General features: G+C 43.6%; 11 protein-coding genes. 10 read left to right on the forward strand and 1 reads right to left on the reverse strand.

Annotated elements, in window-relative coordinates; all coding sequences use genetic code 11:
* Positions 1-209: hypothetical protein (locus RM556_RS17040; RefSeq protein WP_311375185.1), on the forward strand; the 209-nt coding region annotated here is incomplete at its 5' end.
* A 146-nt stretch (positions 210-355) separates the two neighbouring features.
* Here RM556_RS17040 and RM556_RS17045 read toward each other — a convergent pair.
* A complete protein-coding gene (locus tag RM556_RS17045; protein WP_311360512.1) occupies positions 356-1636 on the reverse strand; it encodes a citrate synthase in 1281 nt (426 codons plus the stop codon).
* Positions 1637-2041: 405 nt separating this feature from the next.
* Between RM556_RS17045 and sdhC the strand changes: the two genes are divergently transcribed.
* The 9 genes from sdhC to RM556_RS17090 all read left to right on the forward strand — a co-directional run bounded on the left by sdhC (position 2042) and on the right by RM556_RS17090 (position 15261).
* On the forward strand, positions 2042-2416 hold the full coding sequence (gene sdhC / locus RM556_RS17050) for a succinate dehydrogenase, cytochrome b556 subunit (protein ID WP_311360511.1): 375 nt from the start codon (positions 2042-2044) through the stop codon (positions 2414-2416).
* The gene (gene sdhD, locus RM556_RS17055) at positions 2410-2757 is read left to right on the forward strand and encodes a succinate dehydrogenase, hydrophobic membrane anchor protein (RefSeq protein ID WP_311360510.1); all 348 of its coding nucleotides are present in this window, start codon (positions 2410-2412) and stop codon (positions 2755-2757) included. Before sdhC ends, sdhD begins: the two co-directional genes overlap by 7 nt.
* Position 2758: 1 nt before the next feature.
* Complete coding sequence (gene sdhA, locus RM556_RS17060) at positions 2759-4531, forward strand: succinate dehydrogenase flavoprotein subunit (RefSeq protein WP_311375186.1); 1773 nt, start codon at positions 2759-2761, stop codon at positions 4529-4531.
* Positions 4532-4545: 14 nt separating this feature from the next.
* The gene (locus tag RM556_RS17065) at positions 4546-5256 is read left to right on the forward strand and encodes a succinate dehydrogenase iron-sulfur subunit (RefSeq protein WP_311360508.1); all 711 of its coding nucleotides are present in this window, start codon (positions 4546-4548) and stop codon (positions 5254-5256) included.
* Between the two features lie 215 nt (positions 5257-5471).
* Entirely contained in the window at positions 5472-8297 is a 2826-nt protein-coding gene (locus RM556_RS17070; RefSeq protein WP_311360507.1) for a 2-oxoglutarate dehydrogenase E1 component, read from the forward strand.
* Positions 8298-8306: 9 nt separating this feature from the next.
* Positions 8307-9827, forward strand: coding sequence for a 2-oxoglutarate dehydrogenase complex dihydrolipoyllysine-residue succinyltransferase (gene odhB, locus RM556_RS17075; protein ID WP_311360506.1), 1521 nt, complete (start codon positions 8307-8309; stop codon positions 9825-9827).
* Positions 9828-10024: 197 nt separating this feature from the next.
* Complete coding sequence (sucC, locus tag RM556_RS17080) at positions 10025-11191, forward strand: ADP-forming succinate--CoA ligase subunit beta (protein WP_311360505.1); 1167 nt, start codon at positions 10025-10027, stop codon at positions 11189-11191.
* Positions 11191-12063 (forward strand): succinate--CoA ligase subunit alpha, encoded by an 873-nt coding sequence (sucD, locus tag RM556_RS17085; RefSeq protein ID WP_311360504.1) that lies wholly within the window; start codon positions 11191-11193, stop codon positions 12061-12063. Before sucC ends, sucD begins: the two co-directional genes overlap by 1 nt.
* Before the next feature lie 402 nt (positions 12064-12465).
* Positions 12466-15261: a TonB-dependent receptor gene (locus RM556_RS17090; protein WP_311360503.1), complete on the forward strand. Its 2796-nt coding sequence runs from the start codon at positions 12466-12468 to the stop codon at positions 15259-15261.
* The last annotated feature ends 42 nt before the right edge of the window (positions 15262-15303 follow it).

Here is a 15303-nt window from a genome sequence, read left to right on the forward strand (position 1 = left end):
CGAACGCCTTTGTTTATTCAAACACGCTTTACGACATCCTGTCCGCTCTCAAAGGCCATCCATGGCCTTTGACGGTTTGTATAAACAAAGACATTCGCCTTACTCGTCTTTTTAGGCATATTTACAAGCCAATCAAGAGTACGTCTTTGTTTATTCAAACACGCTTTACGACATCCTGTCCGCTCTCAAAGGCCATCCGTGGCCTTTGACGGTTTGTATAAACAAAGACATTCGCCTTACTCGCCTTTTCAGGCATTTTACAAGCCAATCAAGACGGACGCCTTTGTTTATCCAAACACACTTTGATTGTGACGAAAAAAAAGCGCTCAACGAGCGCTTTTTTAGATTACAACATTTACTTGTCGATTGGCGTGTACTTGCGCTGAGCTTCACCAGTGTAAAGTTGGCGTGGACGGCCAATTTTCTGTCCCGGTTGACTAAGCATTTCATGCCAGTGTGAAATCCAACCAACGGTTCTTGATAGTGCGAAAATACACGTAAACATATTGGTAGGGATGCCGATTGCTTTAAGTACGATACCTGAGTAGAAATCTACGTTAGGGAACAGTTTCTTCTCTGCAAAGTATGGGTCGCTTAGAGCAATACGCTCTAGCTCCATTGCTACTTCAAGTAGTGGATCGTCAAGTTGTAGCTCTGCTAATACTTCGTGACAGCTTTCACGCATCACTGTTGCGCGAGGATCGTGGTTTTTGTAAACACGGTGACCGAAGCCCATTAGACGGAACGGGTCAGACTTATCTTTCGCTCTGTCGATGAACTCTGGAATGCGGTCAACTGAACCGATTTCTTCAAGCATTTGCAAACAAGCTTCATTCGCGCCGCCGTGAGCAGGGCCCCATAAAGACGCTACACCAGCTGCGATACACGCATAAGGGTTTGCACCTGAAGAACCTGCTAAACGAACAGTTGACGTCGAAGCGTTTTGTTCGTGGTCAGCGTGAAGGATGAAAATTCTATCCATTGCGCGTTCTACTGCTGGGCTCACTTTGTAGTCTTCAGCAGGAACAGAGAACATCATGTTAAGGAAGTTTGCAGCGTAGCTAAGGTCATTCTTCGGGTAAACAAATGGCTGGCCTACGTTGTACTTGTAACACATTGCGACTAGCGTTGGCATTTTCGCGATAAGGCGGTGTGCGCTGCGTAAACGTTGTTCTTCACTGTTTACATCTAAGTCGCTGTGGTAGAACGAGCTCATTGCGCCAACGGTGCCGCAAAGCATAGCCATTGGGTGGGCGTCGTTTCTAAAACCGTGGAAGAACATGTTGATTTGTTCGTGAACCATCGTGTGACGAGTGATAGTTTCTTTGAACGTTTTATATTGTTCAGTGTTCGGTGCATCGCCGTGCAATAACATGTGACATACTTCTAAATAGTCAGAATCACGCGCGAGTTCGTCGATAGGGAAACCACGGTGTAATAGCACACCTTTCGCACCATCGATGAAAGTAATTGAAGATTCACATGAACCTGTAGCCATGAAGCCTGGGTCAAATGTGAAATAACCATTGGCACCCAATGCTCTGATATCAATTACAGGATGACCCGCTGTGCCCGTCAGAATTGGAAGTTCAACTTCGGTATCACCTGCTTTTAAAATGGCTTTATCTTCTGCCATGTAATGCTCTCCTCATTAATTTTCTAATATAACGTTGTAAACCGTAATTTTGTTCACATCGTTACGAAAAGTGGCGCTATTTGTACTGGTATTGTAGTAATAAGTCAATTTAAATGCACATTAGATTAATAAATATTCTCCATTTACCGTTAGTATATAGGGTAGCAAGAATTGTTTACGACTAAAGGCTTAATAAGCAACAAAAAATTGTAATTCTTCAGGCAGATTGTTATATTCAAGCCCGCTAAATACAAGGAATGAGTTTTGTTCCATTTTGGCAATATTCTATTCACAAATTGTTAACAAAATAAGGGCGTTAATTCGCTCCACTTAGTAAAACACACAACTCAGATATCAGTTAGGCAGCGCCTTCTTTTATCTACGAACGACTACAGGCATATTATTGTGAAGAAACAAAGACCGGTAAATTTAGATCTTAATACGATCACCTTTCCGCCAACCGCTATTGCATCTATCCTTCACCGCGTAACAGGCGTAGCAATGTTTTTTGCATTGTTATTCGTTATTTATGCGTGGGCAACATCAGTAGCGTCTCTTGAGGGTTATAACACTGTATTAGGCATGATGGATGCTTGGTACGGTAAGATTATAACAATTGGGACAGCATCTGCATTGACCTATCACATTATTGGTGGTGTACGCCATGTGATCATGGACATGGGATTCTGGGAAGAACTAGACTCTGGTAACAACAGTGCGAAAATCGCGATTGCCATTTGGGTATTAGCTTCAATCGGTTTGGGAGTAGTATTATGGTAACGAATCAAGCATCAATCAAACGAAACGGTGTCCAAGACTACGTTTCTTTGCGTGCCACAGCGGCAATCATCACAGCATTTACTTTATTTATGGTTTACTTCTTCGTAACTACACCAGTAGTTTCATTTGAAGTTTGGCAAGGTTTGTTTGCCAATATCTACATGAAAGCATTTACTCTTGCTGCGTTGATCTCAATCATGATTCATGTGCGTATAGGATTGTGGCAGGTCTTAACAGACTATATCAAGCCAGCTGGTCTACGCGCCGGTCTTCAATATGTTCTTAACCTAATTGCATTCGCGTATGTTGCAGTAGGTCTATTCGTTTTGTGGGGTGTTTAAAATGAGTTTACCCGTTCATGAGTTCGACGCGGTAGTAATTGGTGCTGGCGGTGCAGGTATGCGCGCAGCATTACAAATTTCAGAATCAGGCAAGTCTTGCGCTTTGCTATCAAAAGTATTCCCAACGCGCTCTCACACAGTTTCTGCTCAAGGCGGTATCACTGTAGCGCTAGGAAATTCTCACGAAGATAACTGGGAATGGCACATGTACGATACCGTAAAGGGGTCGGATTACATTGGTGACCAAGAAGCTATCGAGTATATGTGCAAAACTGGTCCCGAAGCTATTATTGAGATGGAAAACATGGGTTTACCATTCTCAAGAACGGAAGAAGGCAAGGTTTATCAGCGTCCATTCGGTGGGCAGTCGATGAACTTTGGTGGCGAGCAGGCTGCTAGAACTGCAGCCGCAGCTGACCGTACAGGTCACGCTTTGCTTCACCTTCTGTATCAACAAAATGTTAAAAATCGTACTAAAGTCTTCAGTGAGTGGTACGCACTGGACTTAGTGAAAAACCAACAAGGCCAAGTGGTGGGTTGTACTGCAATCGACATCGAGACTGGCGAAGTTGTTTATTTCAAGTCCAAAGCTGTTGTGCTTGCGACAGGCGGTGCAGGTAGAATATATGCATCGACTACAAATGCTCACATTAACACTGGTGATGGCGTTGGCATGGCTTTACGTGCTGGTGTGCCGTTGCAAGATATGGAAATGTGGCAGTTCCACCCGACAGGTATTGCAGGTGCTGGTACGCTAGTTACTGAAGGTTGTCGTGGTGAAGGTGGTTACCTTCTTAATAAAGACGGTGAACGCTTCATGGAACGTTATGCGCCAAATGCGAAAGACTTAGCTGGTCGTGACGTAGTTGCACGTTCAATGATGACTGAGATTCGTGAAGGTCGTGGTTGTGAAGGTCCTTGGGGAACTCACATCAAATTGAAACTAGATCACTTAGGTAAAGACGTTCTAGAATCAAGACTACCTGGCATTCTTGAGCTTTCAAGAACGTTTGCGCACGTGGATCCAGTGAAAGAACCTATTCCTGTTATTCCGACTTGCCACTACATGATGGGTGGTATTCCAACCAACGTAGATGGTCAAGTGATTACTGTAGACGTTGACGGAAACGAAAGCAAAGTCGATGGCTTATTCGCTTGTGGCGAGATTGCATGTGTATCTGTACACGGTGCAAACCGTCTTGGCGGTAACTCACTCTTAGACTTAGTTGTATTCGGTCGTGCAACAGGCTTGCACTTAGGCAAGAATATTGACGAAATTGAAGTGAAGAGTGATGCTTCAGCTTCAGATTTAGACGCAACGATGGCTCGCTTCAATCGTTGGGAAAATTCTGAGAAAGGTAAGGGCGAAGACCCTGTTCAAATTAAGAAAGACATGCAGAAGTGTATGCAACTTAATTTCTCTGTTTTCCGTGAAGGCGATGCTATGGCAGAAGGTCTTAAAGAGCTTAAAGAAATCCGTGAACGTTTGCAGAATGCACGTTTGGATGACAAGAGTTCAGATTTCAACACTCAACGTATTGAGTGCTTGGAACTAGATAACCTGATGGAAACTGCATACAGTACAGCTGTCGCAGCGAATTTCAGAACGGAAAGTCGTGGCGCACATAGCCGCTTTGACTTCCCTGAGCGTGATGATGATAACTGGTTGTGCCACAGCTTGTACCTTCCAGAGAGTGAATCAATGCGCAAACGTGACGTAAACATGGCACCTAAGCTTCGTGAAGCTTTCCCGCCTAAAGTACGTTCATATTAATAGGAGTAATCATTATGAAGTTAGAATTTTCGATTTATCGATATAACCCAGATGTAGATGATGCACCTAAGATGCAAGATTATCAGCTTGAGGTCGAAGAAGGCCAAGACATGATGGTTCTTGACGCTTTGATTGCATTGAAAGAAGAAGATCCAACATTGTCTTTCCGTCGCTCGTGCCGAGAAGGTGTTTGTGGCTCTGATGGTATGAACATGAACGGTAAGAATGGCCTTGCATGTATCACGCCATTGTCCGCTTTGGGTAAAGGTAAAATTGTGGTTCGTCCTCTACCAGGTCTACCAGTAGTGCGTGACTTAGTGGTCGATATGACACAGTTCTATACTCAGTACGAAAAGATTAAGCCTTTCTTAATCAATGATGACAAGCAGCCACCAGCGCGTGAGCATTTGCAGTCACAAGAAGACAGAGCTAAGTTAGATGGCTTATATGAATGTATCTTATGTGCATGTTGTTCAACTTCATGCCCATCATTCTGGTGGAACCCTGATAAATTCATTGGCCCAGCTGGCTTACTTCATGCATACCGTTTCTTGATTGATTCAAGAGATACAGCGACTGAAGAACGGCTTAATGATCTTGACGACGCTTTTAGCGTTTTCAGATGTCATGGCATCATGAACTGTGTTAGCGTATGTCCGAAGGGCTTGAATCCAACGAAGGCGATTGGACAAATTAAGTCCATGCTGCTACAACGGGCTGTTTAGTGCCGTTTTGTCTACTGTGTAGATAGAGTTGATTACTAAATAGCTGTCCTGAGAAGGATGGCTATTTTTTTATATAAAATTTATTGCACAGTCGAAATTTATGCATTTATATACGTTTATAGTCGTATGTATGCGGTGAAAGGCGTAAATGACAATTTACAAGAAGAATATACATAGAATACAATACACTTAACTTTTTAAATCAAGGCTTAAGAATGCAAGATAGCGTGATGAAAGCATGGTGGGAATCATCCCACATGGCGGGAGGTAATGCCGCTTACGTCGAGGAGATGTACGAGGCTTATCTTGAAGATCCACAAAGTGTCCCAGAAAACTGGAAAGTCACATTTGACGGTTTACCCAAGGTAGATGGTGTAGAAGTCGAAACCAACCACACGCAAATTAAGGCCGATTTTAAACACATGGCCTCACTTGGCCCAGCGGCAAGATTTAGTTCTGGTGCGGCAAGTTCGGGTAGTGTTCAAAGCGATGAACGCCAAGTAAAAGTGTTGCAGTTAATCAACGCTTATCGTTTTCGTGGTCACCAACAAGCTAATATCGATCCACTCGGTTTATGGAAGCAAGAGCGAGTAAGAGATTTAGAGCTATCTCATCATAATCTGTCTGAGAGCGATTTTGATGCGATGTTCAATTTAGGCTCCTATGCTGTCGATGCAGAAAAAATGGGTCTTGGCGATTTATTCAAGTCACTTAATCGTACCTATTGCGGCTCTATCGGCTCAGAATACATGCATATCACTGATACAGAGCAAAAGCGTTGGTTGCAACAACGAATTGAATCTGTAGAAGCTAAGCCAGTGATTGGCCGTGAAGAAAAAGTCAAAATTTTAAAAGGCCTAATCGCAGCTGACGGTATGGAAAAATACCTTGGCTCGAAGTTTACAGGCGCGAAGCGTTTCTCTTTGGAAGGTGGTGATTCACTTATTCCAATGCTTAAAGGTCTCATCACAGAGGCGGGTGCTGCTGGAACCAAAGAAGTTGTCGTTGGTATGGCTCACCGAGGTCGTCTAAACGTATTAGTGAATGTTTTAGGTAAAAATCCATCGGTTCTGTTCGATGAATTTGCCGGTAAACATGACGACAGCTTAGGTGCTGGTGACGTAAAATACCACGCAGGTTTTTCTTCAGATTTTGCCACGCCAGGCGGAAATGTACACTTAGCTTTGGCTTTTAACCCATCACACTTAGAAATCGTTAACCCAGTTGTTATGGGCTCTGTACGAGCAAGATTGGCGAGACGCAACTGTGAAGACGGTTCAGCAGTGTTGCCTATCACCATTCACGGTGACTCTGCAATTGCAGGCCAAGGCGTTGTGCAAGAAACCTTTAATATGTCACAAACTCGCGGCTTTAAAGTCGGCGGTACTGTGCGTATTGTTATAAACAATCAAGTCGGTTTTACAACTTCAAACACAGAAGACACTCGCTCAACTCAGTACTGTACTGATATTGCGAAAATGGTCCAAGCACCAATCTTCCATGTTAACGCAGACGACCCTGAAGCGGTCATGTTTGTCACTAAACTGGCTTTGGATTATCGCAACAAGTTTAAACGCGATGTTGTTATTGACTTAGTTTGCTATCGCCGTCACGGTCACAACGAAGCCGATGAGCCAAATGCAACTCAGCCATTAATGTATCAAAAGATTAAAAAGCACCCTGTGCCTAAGCAAATTTATGCTGATCAGTTGATTGCTGAAGGTACCATCGAGAAGCATGAAGTTGATAAGCTTGCCGCTGAGTACAGAGCAGCACTTGATCATGGCGCATGTGTGGTAGAAGAGTGGCGTCCAATGACTGAACATTCAGTAGATTGGTCTCCGTACATCGGCCACGATTGGGATGTGGAATATGATGGTAGCTTGCCTGTTGAAACAATTAAATCATTAGGGCAGGCCTTAATTAGCTTCCCTGAAGAGCATCGTTTGCAGTCGAGAGTGAACAAACTATACCTAGATCGTAAAGCAATGGTCGACGGCGAAAAGCAATTAGACTGGGGCATGGCTGAAAACTTAGCTTACGCCAGTATTCTTGCTGAGAAAACAGACATTAGAATGACAGGGCAAGACTCAGGTCGTGGTACTTTCTTCCACAGACATGCAGTACTGCACAATCAAACAGATGGCAGTTCGTACATGCCTTTGCAAAACATATCTTCTGACCAAGGCCGTATTGAAATATATGACTCGGTATTATCAGAGGAGGCAGTTATGGCCTTTGAATATGGCTTTGCAACAGCAGAACCTTCTTGTTTAACTATTTGGGAAGCTCAGTTCGGTGACTTCGCCAACGGCGCTCAAGTGGTATTTGACCAATTCTTATCATCGGGTGAAGCAAAATGGGGTCGCTTGTGCGGTCTAACGATGCTTTTACCTCATGGTTATGAAGGCCAAGGTCCAGAGCATAGCTCGGCTCGACTCGAGAGATTCTTGCAGATGTGTGCTGACCACAACTGGCAGGTGTGTATACCATCTACACCTGCCCAAGTTTACAACATGTTGCGCAGACAATCTGTGCGTCCTATGCGACGCCCATTGATTGTGATGTCTCCTAAATCATTATTGCGTCATCCACTCGCGGTATCGAGTATGGAAGAGCTAGCGGCTGGTGTTTTCCACAATGTTATTGATGAGATTGATGATATTGATCCAGCAAATGTGAAGCGCGTGGTCATGTGTTCGGGTAAGGTCTATTACGACTTACTCGACCAAAGACGCAAAAACGAACAAACAGATGTGGCTATTGTGCGTTTGGAGCAACTTTATCCATTCCCGCAGGCCGAATTTGCATCGATGATGAAGAAGTATGAACATGTAACTGATTGGGTATGGTGTCAAGAAGAGCCACAAAATCAGGGAGCATGGTATTGTAGCCAACATCATTTCTGGCAGTCGATTCCACAAGGCTCTAAATTAACTTACGCAGGTCGTAAGGCTTCTGCTTCTCCTGCAGTAGGCTATGTTTCTGTACACAATCAACAACAAAAAGCGTTAGTCGAAGACGCACTTACACTAAACTAAGGAACCAAGATGACAATTGAAATAAAAGTTCCCGTATTACCTGAATCAGTAGCAGATGCGACTATCGCAACGTGGCATGTAAAAGCGGGTGAAGCAGTCACACGCGATCAAAACCTTGTTGATATTGAGACAGACAAAGTAGTACTGGAAGTTGTGGCACCAGCCGACGGTGTATTGGCTGAAATTATTCACAACGACGGTGATACTGTGTTAGGTGAACAAGTCATAGGTAAAGTAGACGAAGGCGCGAGTGCGTCAACGGCAACTACAACGGCTAGCAATGAGACTTCTTCAAGTCCTGCGCCGGCAGCAGAGTCAGCACCTTCAGGTGGTGGTAAAGAGTCAAAGATTAAAGTACCTGTGCTTCCTGAGTCTGTTGCTGATGCAACAATCGCGACATGGCATGTTCAGGCAGGTGAAGCAGTCACTCGAGATCAAAACTTAGTCGATATTGAAACGGACAAAGTGGTACTTGAAGTTGTTGCGCCAGCAGACGGTTCAATCAGCGAAATATTAGCCCAAGAGGGTGAGACAGTGTTAGCTGAAGCTGATATTGCCGTATTCGTTGAAGGTGCGAGCGCTGCAGCACCAGCTGCCAAGGCTGCAGAAGCCGAGGCACCAGCGTCAAGTGATTCTGACAATGATGCATTAAGCCCATCAGTAAGACGTTTGCTTGCAGAAAAAGGTGTTGATCCAGCAAAAATTGCAGGAACAGGCAAAGGCGGCAGAATTACAAAAGAAGACGTTGAAAAGCATCTTAAAGCACCAGCGGCACCAGCTGCTAGTTCTGCAAAATCAAGCACTGAAGCGCCAGCAGTGGCTGCAGGTGAGCGAACAGAGAAACGTGTTCCAATGACGCGTTTGCGTAAAACAATCGCAAATCGCTTGTTGGAAGCTAAAAACTCAACAGCAATGTTAACGACGTTCAACGAAGTGAACATGAAACCTATCATGGACTTACGTAAGCAGTATCAGGACAGTTTTGAGAAACGTCATGGTATTCGCTTAGGTTTTATGTCTTTCTACGTGAAAGCTGTTACCGAGGCGCTTAAGCGTTTCCCTGAAGTTAACGCGTCACTTGACGGCGATGATATTTGTTATCATAACTATTTCGATATTTCGATTGCGGTATCAACCCCTCGTGGCTTGGTGACACCTATACTAAGAGATACAGATACCTTAGGTATGGCCGGTGTTGAAAAAGGCATCAAAGAACTCGCATTGAAAGGCAGAGACGGTAAATTAGCAATGTCTGATTTGCAGGGTGGTAACTTTACCATCACCAACGGTGGTGTATTTGGTTCACTCATGTCTACCCCTATCATTAACCCGCCTCAAAGCGCTATTTTGGGAATGCATAAAATCCAAGATCGTCCAATGGCGGTAAACGGTAAAGTTGAAATTTTACCGATGATGTATTTAGCATTGTCTTACGACCACCGAATTATTGACGGCAAAGAGTCTGTTGGTTTCTTGGTAACTGTTAAAGAAATGTTAGAAGATCCAACAAGATTGTTACTTGATGTGTAAACAGAGAGTTAATACTTTGGTCTAAAGAGAAAAAGACAGGCGATAGCTCTGTTATCATCTGTCATATTGCTGAGTTTGTGATAAAATTCAGCAAGGTTAAATCAAGTCGCCCGAGCTACTTTTTTGCTTAAATTGGTAAGCAACTATAGAAGTTAACAAAGGCGGCTTTTCTATTAAATAAAATCGGATAAATCAACATGAATTTGCATGAATACCAAGGCAAACAGTTATTCAAAGAATACGGTTTGCCAGTATCTGAAGGATACGCTGCTGATACTCCAGAAGCTGCTGTTGAAGCTGCAGACCGCATTGGCGGAACTGAGTGGGTAGTTAAGTGTCAAGTACACGCAGGCGGTCGCGGTAAAGCGGGCGGCGTTAAACTAGTAAAAGAAAAGTCAGAGATAAAAGCATTTGCTGAAAACTGGCTTGGTAAAAATCTAGTTACTTACCAAACAGATGAAAATGGTCAGCCAGTTAGTCGTATCTTGGTTGAGTCATGCACTGACATCGCACAAGAGCTATATCTTGGCGCTGTAGTTGATAGAACATCTCGCCGTATCGTATTCATGGCATCTACCGAAGGTGGTGTTGAAATTGAAACGGTTGCTGAAGAGACACCAGAAAAGATTCTTAAAGCAGAAGTTGATCCACTTGTAGGTGCTCAACCTTTTCAAGCTCGCGAAATCGCATTCAAGCTTGGTTTGACAGGTGTTCAGGTTCGTCAGTTCACAAACATCTTTATGGGCTTAGCCAAGATGTTTGAAGATTTAGACCTAGCGCTAATTGAAATCAACCCTCTAGTGATTAAAGAAGATGGTGACTTGCACTGTCTTGACGCTAAGTTGGGCGTAGATAGCAACGCGTTATATCGTCAAAAGAAAGTTGCAGAGATGAACGATCCGTCACAAGAAGACGCTCGTGAAGCTCATGCTGCGAAATTTGAATTAAACTATGTTGCACTAGACGGTAACGTAGGTTGTATGGTTAACGGCGCTGGCTTAGCAATGGGTACTATGGACATCGTAAACTTACACGGTGGTAGCCCAGCTAACTTCCTAGACGTTGGTGGCGGTGCAACTAAAGAGCGTGTAGCAGAAGCGTTTAAGATCATTCTTTCTGACAGCAATGTTAAAGCAGTGCTAGTGAACATCTTTGGTGGAATTGTACGTTGTGACATGATTGCTGAAGGTATCATTGGTGCGGTTAAAGAAGTCGGTGTAAATGTACCAGTCGTTGTTCGTTTAGAAGGTACGAATGCTGAATTAGGCCGCGAAGTACTTGCTGGTTCTGGTTTAGATATTATCGCTGCAGAATCACTTACAGATGCTGCTCAAAAAGTTGTTGCTGCTGCGGAGGGCAAATAATGTCAGTATTAATTAATAAAGACACCAAAGTTATCTGCCAAGGTTTCACTGGCGGTCAAGGTACGTTCCATTCTGAGCAAGCAATTGCATATGGCACAAAAATGGTTGGTGGTGTTACACCAGGCAAAGGCGGCACAGAGCATTTAGGTCTTCCAGTGTTTAACACTGTAAGAGAAGCGGTAGAAGCAACTGGTGCAACAGCATCAGTGATCTACGTACCAGCTGCTTTCTGTAAAGATTCTATCGTTGAAGCGGTTGATGCAGGTATCGAATTGGTAGTTTGTATTACCGAAGGTATCCCTACGATCGATATGCTTTACGTGAAAGAATACGTAAATCAGAAGGGCGCTCGTATGATCGGTCCTAACTGCCCAGGTGTTATCACTCCAGGCGAATGTAAAATTGGCATCATGCCAGGTCACATTCATAAGCCAGGCAAAGTAGGCATCGTATCTCGTTCAGGTACTTTGACTTATGAAGCCGTTAAGCAAACTACTGACGAAGGTTTCGGTCAGTCTTCTTGTGTTGGTATTGGTGGTGACCCGATCCCTGGTTCTAACTTCATCGATATTCTTAAGTTGTTCCAAGAAGATCCAGAGACAGAAGCAATCGTGATGATTGGTGAAATCGGTGGAACCGCAGAAGAAGAAGCGGCTGCGTTTATCAAAGAAAACGTAACTAAGCCGGTTGTTTCTTACATTGCTGGTGTTACTGCTCCTGCTGGTAAGCGTATGGGTCATGCTGGTGCGATTATCGCTGGCGGTAAAGGTACAGCTGATGAGAAATTTAAAGCATTAGAAGCGGCGGGTGTTAAAACTGTTCGTTCTCTTGCTGACATCGGTAAAGGCTTACGCGAAATTACTGGTTGGTAATGAGCTAGCGCTTCGGTGCACTCAGATACAGTCAATTGAAACCGATAAGATGAAAGTCTTGTCGGTTTTTTTGTGTTTGAGTGATCTAAACCTTCATAAACCTAATTGTTTTTCAATTTTGTTAATCATTTTCACTGCTTTATCCTTTTATCTTCTCATATTTAATACTCTCAATTTCAAACTTGCTAATTAGATAAAGTACAATATATTCATGTATTTAAGCTTAATTTAGAGTGGCTTTTCGACACTGAAATGTTAATGGAATGTTTTTGATATGCGTTGAATACGTATGCAGTTATTTGTCTTTATGTTGGCGCTCAGATTACTATTCACGCGTCTGAATAAACAAAAGTGTAATGGAATATTTACATTTAAAATACAAACACACATAGGGACACACTAATGAGAACGTTTAAACCCAGCCTAATTAAGCTCGCGCTTATCAGCAGCGGCATGGCTTTCAGTCTTTCTTCAATTGCAGCGCAAGAAGCACCTGTTGCAGATGAAGAAGAGCTTGTCGAAGTTATCGAAATAACCGGTATCCGTGCTAGCTTGCAGAAAGCACAGTCTATCAAAATGACTGAGTCTTCAATTGTTGAAGTTGTGACAGCAGAAGATATCGGTAAGCTACCGGATTCCAGTATTGCTGAATCAATTGCACGCTTACCGGGTATTGCGGCGCAGCGACTAGATGGTCGTGCTAGCTCTATTTCAATTCGTGGCTTGGGTGAAAACTTTAGTTCTGCAACGTTTAATGGTCGTGAGCAAGTATCTTTGGGTGATAACCGCGGTGTGGAATTTGATGTTTATCCATCAGAAATTATGAGCGAAGTTGTTGTTTACAAGACACCAGAATCGACACTCATCACACAAGGTATTGGCGGCACGATTGATATGCGTACTGTTAAGCCTCTCGCGTTTGGTAAAGAAAGTTTATCGTTTACCTTGCGTGGTGAACAAAACGATATCGGTGCGCTTAACCCAGATGGCGAAGATACTGGCGTACGTGGCAGTGTTTCATATATCAATCAGTTTGCTGATGACACTGTGGGTATTGCCTTAGCTTATGCCCATATGAGCTCTCCAAATAACGAAGAGCGTTTTAATACTTGGGGCTATCCAGACGGGGTAGTAGGCGGGTTTAAACCTTTCGTTCGTTCTGCTGAATTGACTCGTGACACCCTTATGGGCGTGTTAGAGATTGCGCCAAGTGATGATCTACAGATTAACATCGATGCCTTATATATCGATTTTAAAGACGATCAAGTGCTTCGTGGTCCAGAAATTCCAGCTGCATGGGGTGATGCAGGGATTACCGTAACCGATACTGTTGATGGTTTTGCCAGAACAGGCACTATTGGTTCTGATGGTTCTCCAGTGGGCGCTGTTATTCGTAACGACGTTACGGTTCGTGAAGCCGATCTTTTCGCACTAGGTGCAAACATAGAATACGCACTTAGTGATAATCTGGTGCTTGAACTAGACGCGTCTTACTCAAAAGTTGACCGTCAAACATGGTCTTTAGAAACGTATGCTGGCTCTGGTCGCGGTCCAAACGATCGTCAGCCTGAAACCATCGACTTTACATTGTTTGATGGCAATACTAATGTCGATTTTGATCCTGACTTAAACTACGGCGATGCAAGTGTTATTCAATTAGGTAACCCGCAAGGTTGGGGATGGGGTAACCTCATCGATCCTAATAGTGACAATGACCAAGATGGTTTCATCAACACACCAACAGTGGAAGATGAGCTGACTACATTAAAAGCGGCAGCGAAGTATGTCTTCGACGAGGGTATCGTTTCAAGTATCGACTTCGGTATGAATTTCAGCGATCGCACAAAAGAACGTGTTGATACTGGCGTATTCTTAACATTACCAGGTGCAATTGACGCCCTTGGTAACGTTATTCCAGGTTATCGTTTGCCTATCCCTGACGAATATCGTTTACCAAATGTTTCTTTAGACTTTATCGGTTTCGGCGAGCAGGTTGCTTTTGATTCTTTCCGCTTCTGGCAAGATGGAAACTACTTAGAGTTTGATTCAGCGATTACTGATCCAGGTCGTGCCCAGAACACATGGGTTGTTAACGAAGAAGCATTAACATTCTTTGTAAAAGCTAACTTAGATATGGAAATTGGTAACATTCCTGTTCGTGGTAATGTGGGTGTTCAGGTTGTTCAACTTGACCAAAGTTCGACGGGTAGTTCATCTCGACGTTTAGCTGATAGAACCTTAGATATTCAACCAACGACTGGCGGTGACAAGTACACTGAAGTATTGCCAAGTATTAACCTGATCGCCGATGTCGCTGACGATCAATTGGTTCGTGTGGGTATTGCAAGAACGATGTCTCGCTCACGTATGGACCGCATGAACGCAAGTTCTGGTGACTTATCTTACAGTGAGCAAACGAATATTTGGTCGGGAAGTGTAGCAAACCCACAACTTAGACCAATCATGGCAGACCAGTTTGATATTACCTATGAGAACTATTTCCATGATGAAGGTTATGTTGCAGTTGCTTACTTCTACAAAAATTTGTCTGACTGGCAGCAACAAGCAGGGAAATTGGTTGATACATCAGATTTAACACCGCCTGACGGACAGCCTGTGGCACCATTTGGCGTATTAAACTCGTGGAATAACCTTGGTGAAGGCCACGTTTCTGGTCTTGAGTTGAGCCTTTCACTTAGCGGCGCAATGTTTAGCGAAAGCTTAGAAGGCTTTGGTGGTATTTTCTCTGCAACGTTCTTAGATAGTGAGCTTGATTATACAGTTGAAGTGCCCGCAAATTTGGATGGCGATGTGACAACGCTAGAGTTTAGTGACCCAGTACCAGGTTTGTCTGAAGAAGTGTTTAATGCAACTGTGTATTATGAAAAATCAGGCTTCCAAGCACGTGTTAGCTGGAGAAGTCGCTCTGATTTCTTAGGCGAAGTAGCAGGCTTGAGCTTGGTTAGACAGCCAGTGAATGTTCAAGGAAGCGATCTGGTCGATGCTCAAATCTCATATGATTTTAGCGAATCTGGCATCGAAAGCCTTGATGGTTTAACTATCAGCCTACAAGCACAGAACTTAACTGATGAAGAGTTTGTCACTGAGCACAGTGCCTCAGATGACACTTCATTAGATATCAGAGATGTGCAACGCTTTGGTCGTAACTACTTGCTTGGTTTGAGCTATAAGTTCTAATCAATCTGTAGTTTACAGAGATATACACTGAAGCATTCAATG

Source organism: Alteromonas sp. W364 (assembly GCF_031846205.1).
Lineage (GTDB): Bacteria > Pseudomonadota > Gammaproteobacteria > Enterobacterales > Alteromonadaceae > Glaciecola > Glaciecola blandensis.

Coding starts and splice junctions, on each gene's coding strand:
- sdhD (WP_311360510.1), top strand. CDS start 2,410: ATGGTAACGAATCAAGCATCAATCAAACGAAACGGTGTCCAAGACTAC.
- sucC (WP_311360505.1), top strand. CDS start 10,025: ATGAATTTGCATGAATACCAAGGCAAACAGTTATTCAAAGAATACGGT.
- sdhA (WP_311375186.1), top strand. CDS start 2,759: ATGAGTTTACCCGTTCATGAGTTCGACGCGGTAGTAATTGGTGCTGGC.
- odhB (WP_311360506.1), top strand. CDS start 8,307: ATGACAATTGAAATAAAAGTTCCCGTATTACCTGAATCAGTAGCAGAT.
- RM556_RS17070 (WP_311360507.1), top strand. CDS start 5,472: ATGCAAGATAGCGTGATGAAAGCATGGTGGGAATCATCCCACATGGCG.
- RM556_RS17065 (WP_311360508.1), top strand. CDS start 4,546: ATGAAGTTAGAATTTTCGATTTATCGATATAACCCAGATGTAGATGAT.
- RM556_RS17090 (WP_311360503.1), top strand. CDS start 12,466: ATGAGAACGTTTAAACCCAGCCTAATTAAGCTCGCGCTTATCAGCAGC.
- sucD (WP_311360504.1), top strand. CDS start 11,191: ATGTCAGTATTAATTAATAAAGACACCAAAGTTATCTGCCAAGGTTTC.
- RM556_RS17045 (WP_311360512.1), bottom strand. CDS start 1,636: ATGGCAGAAGATAAAGCCATTTTAAAAGCAGGTGATACCGAAGTTGAA.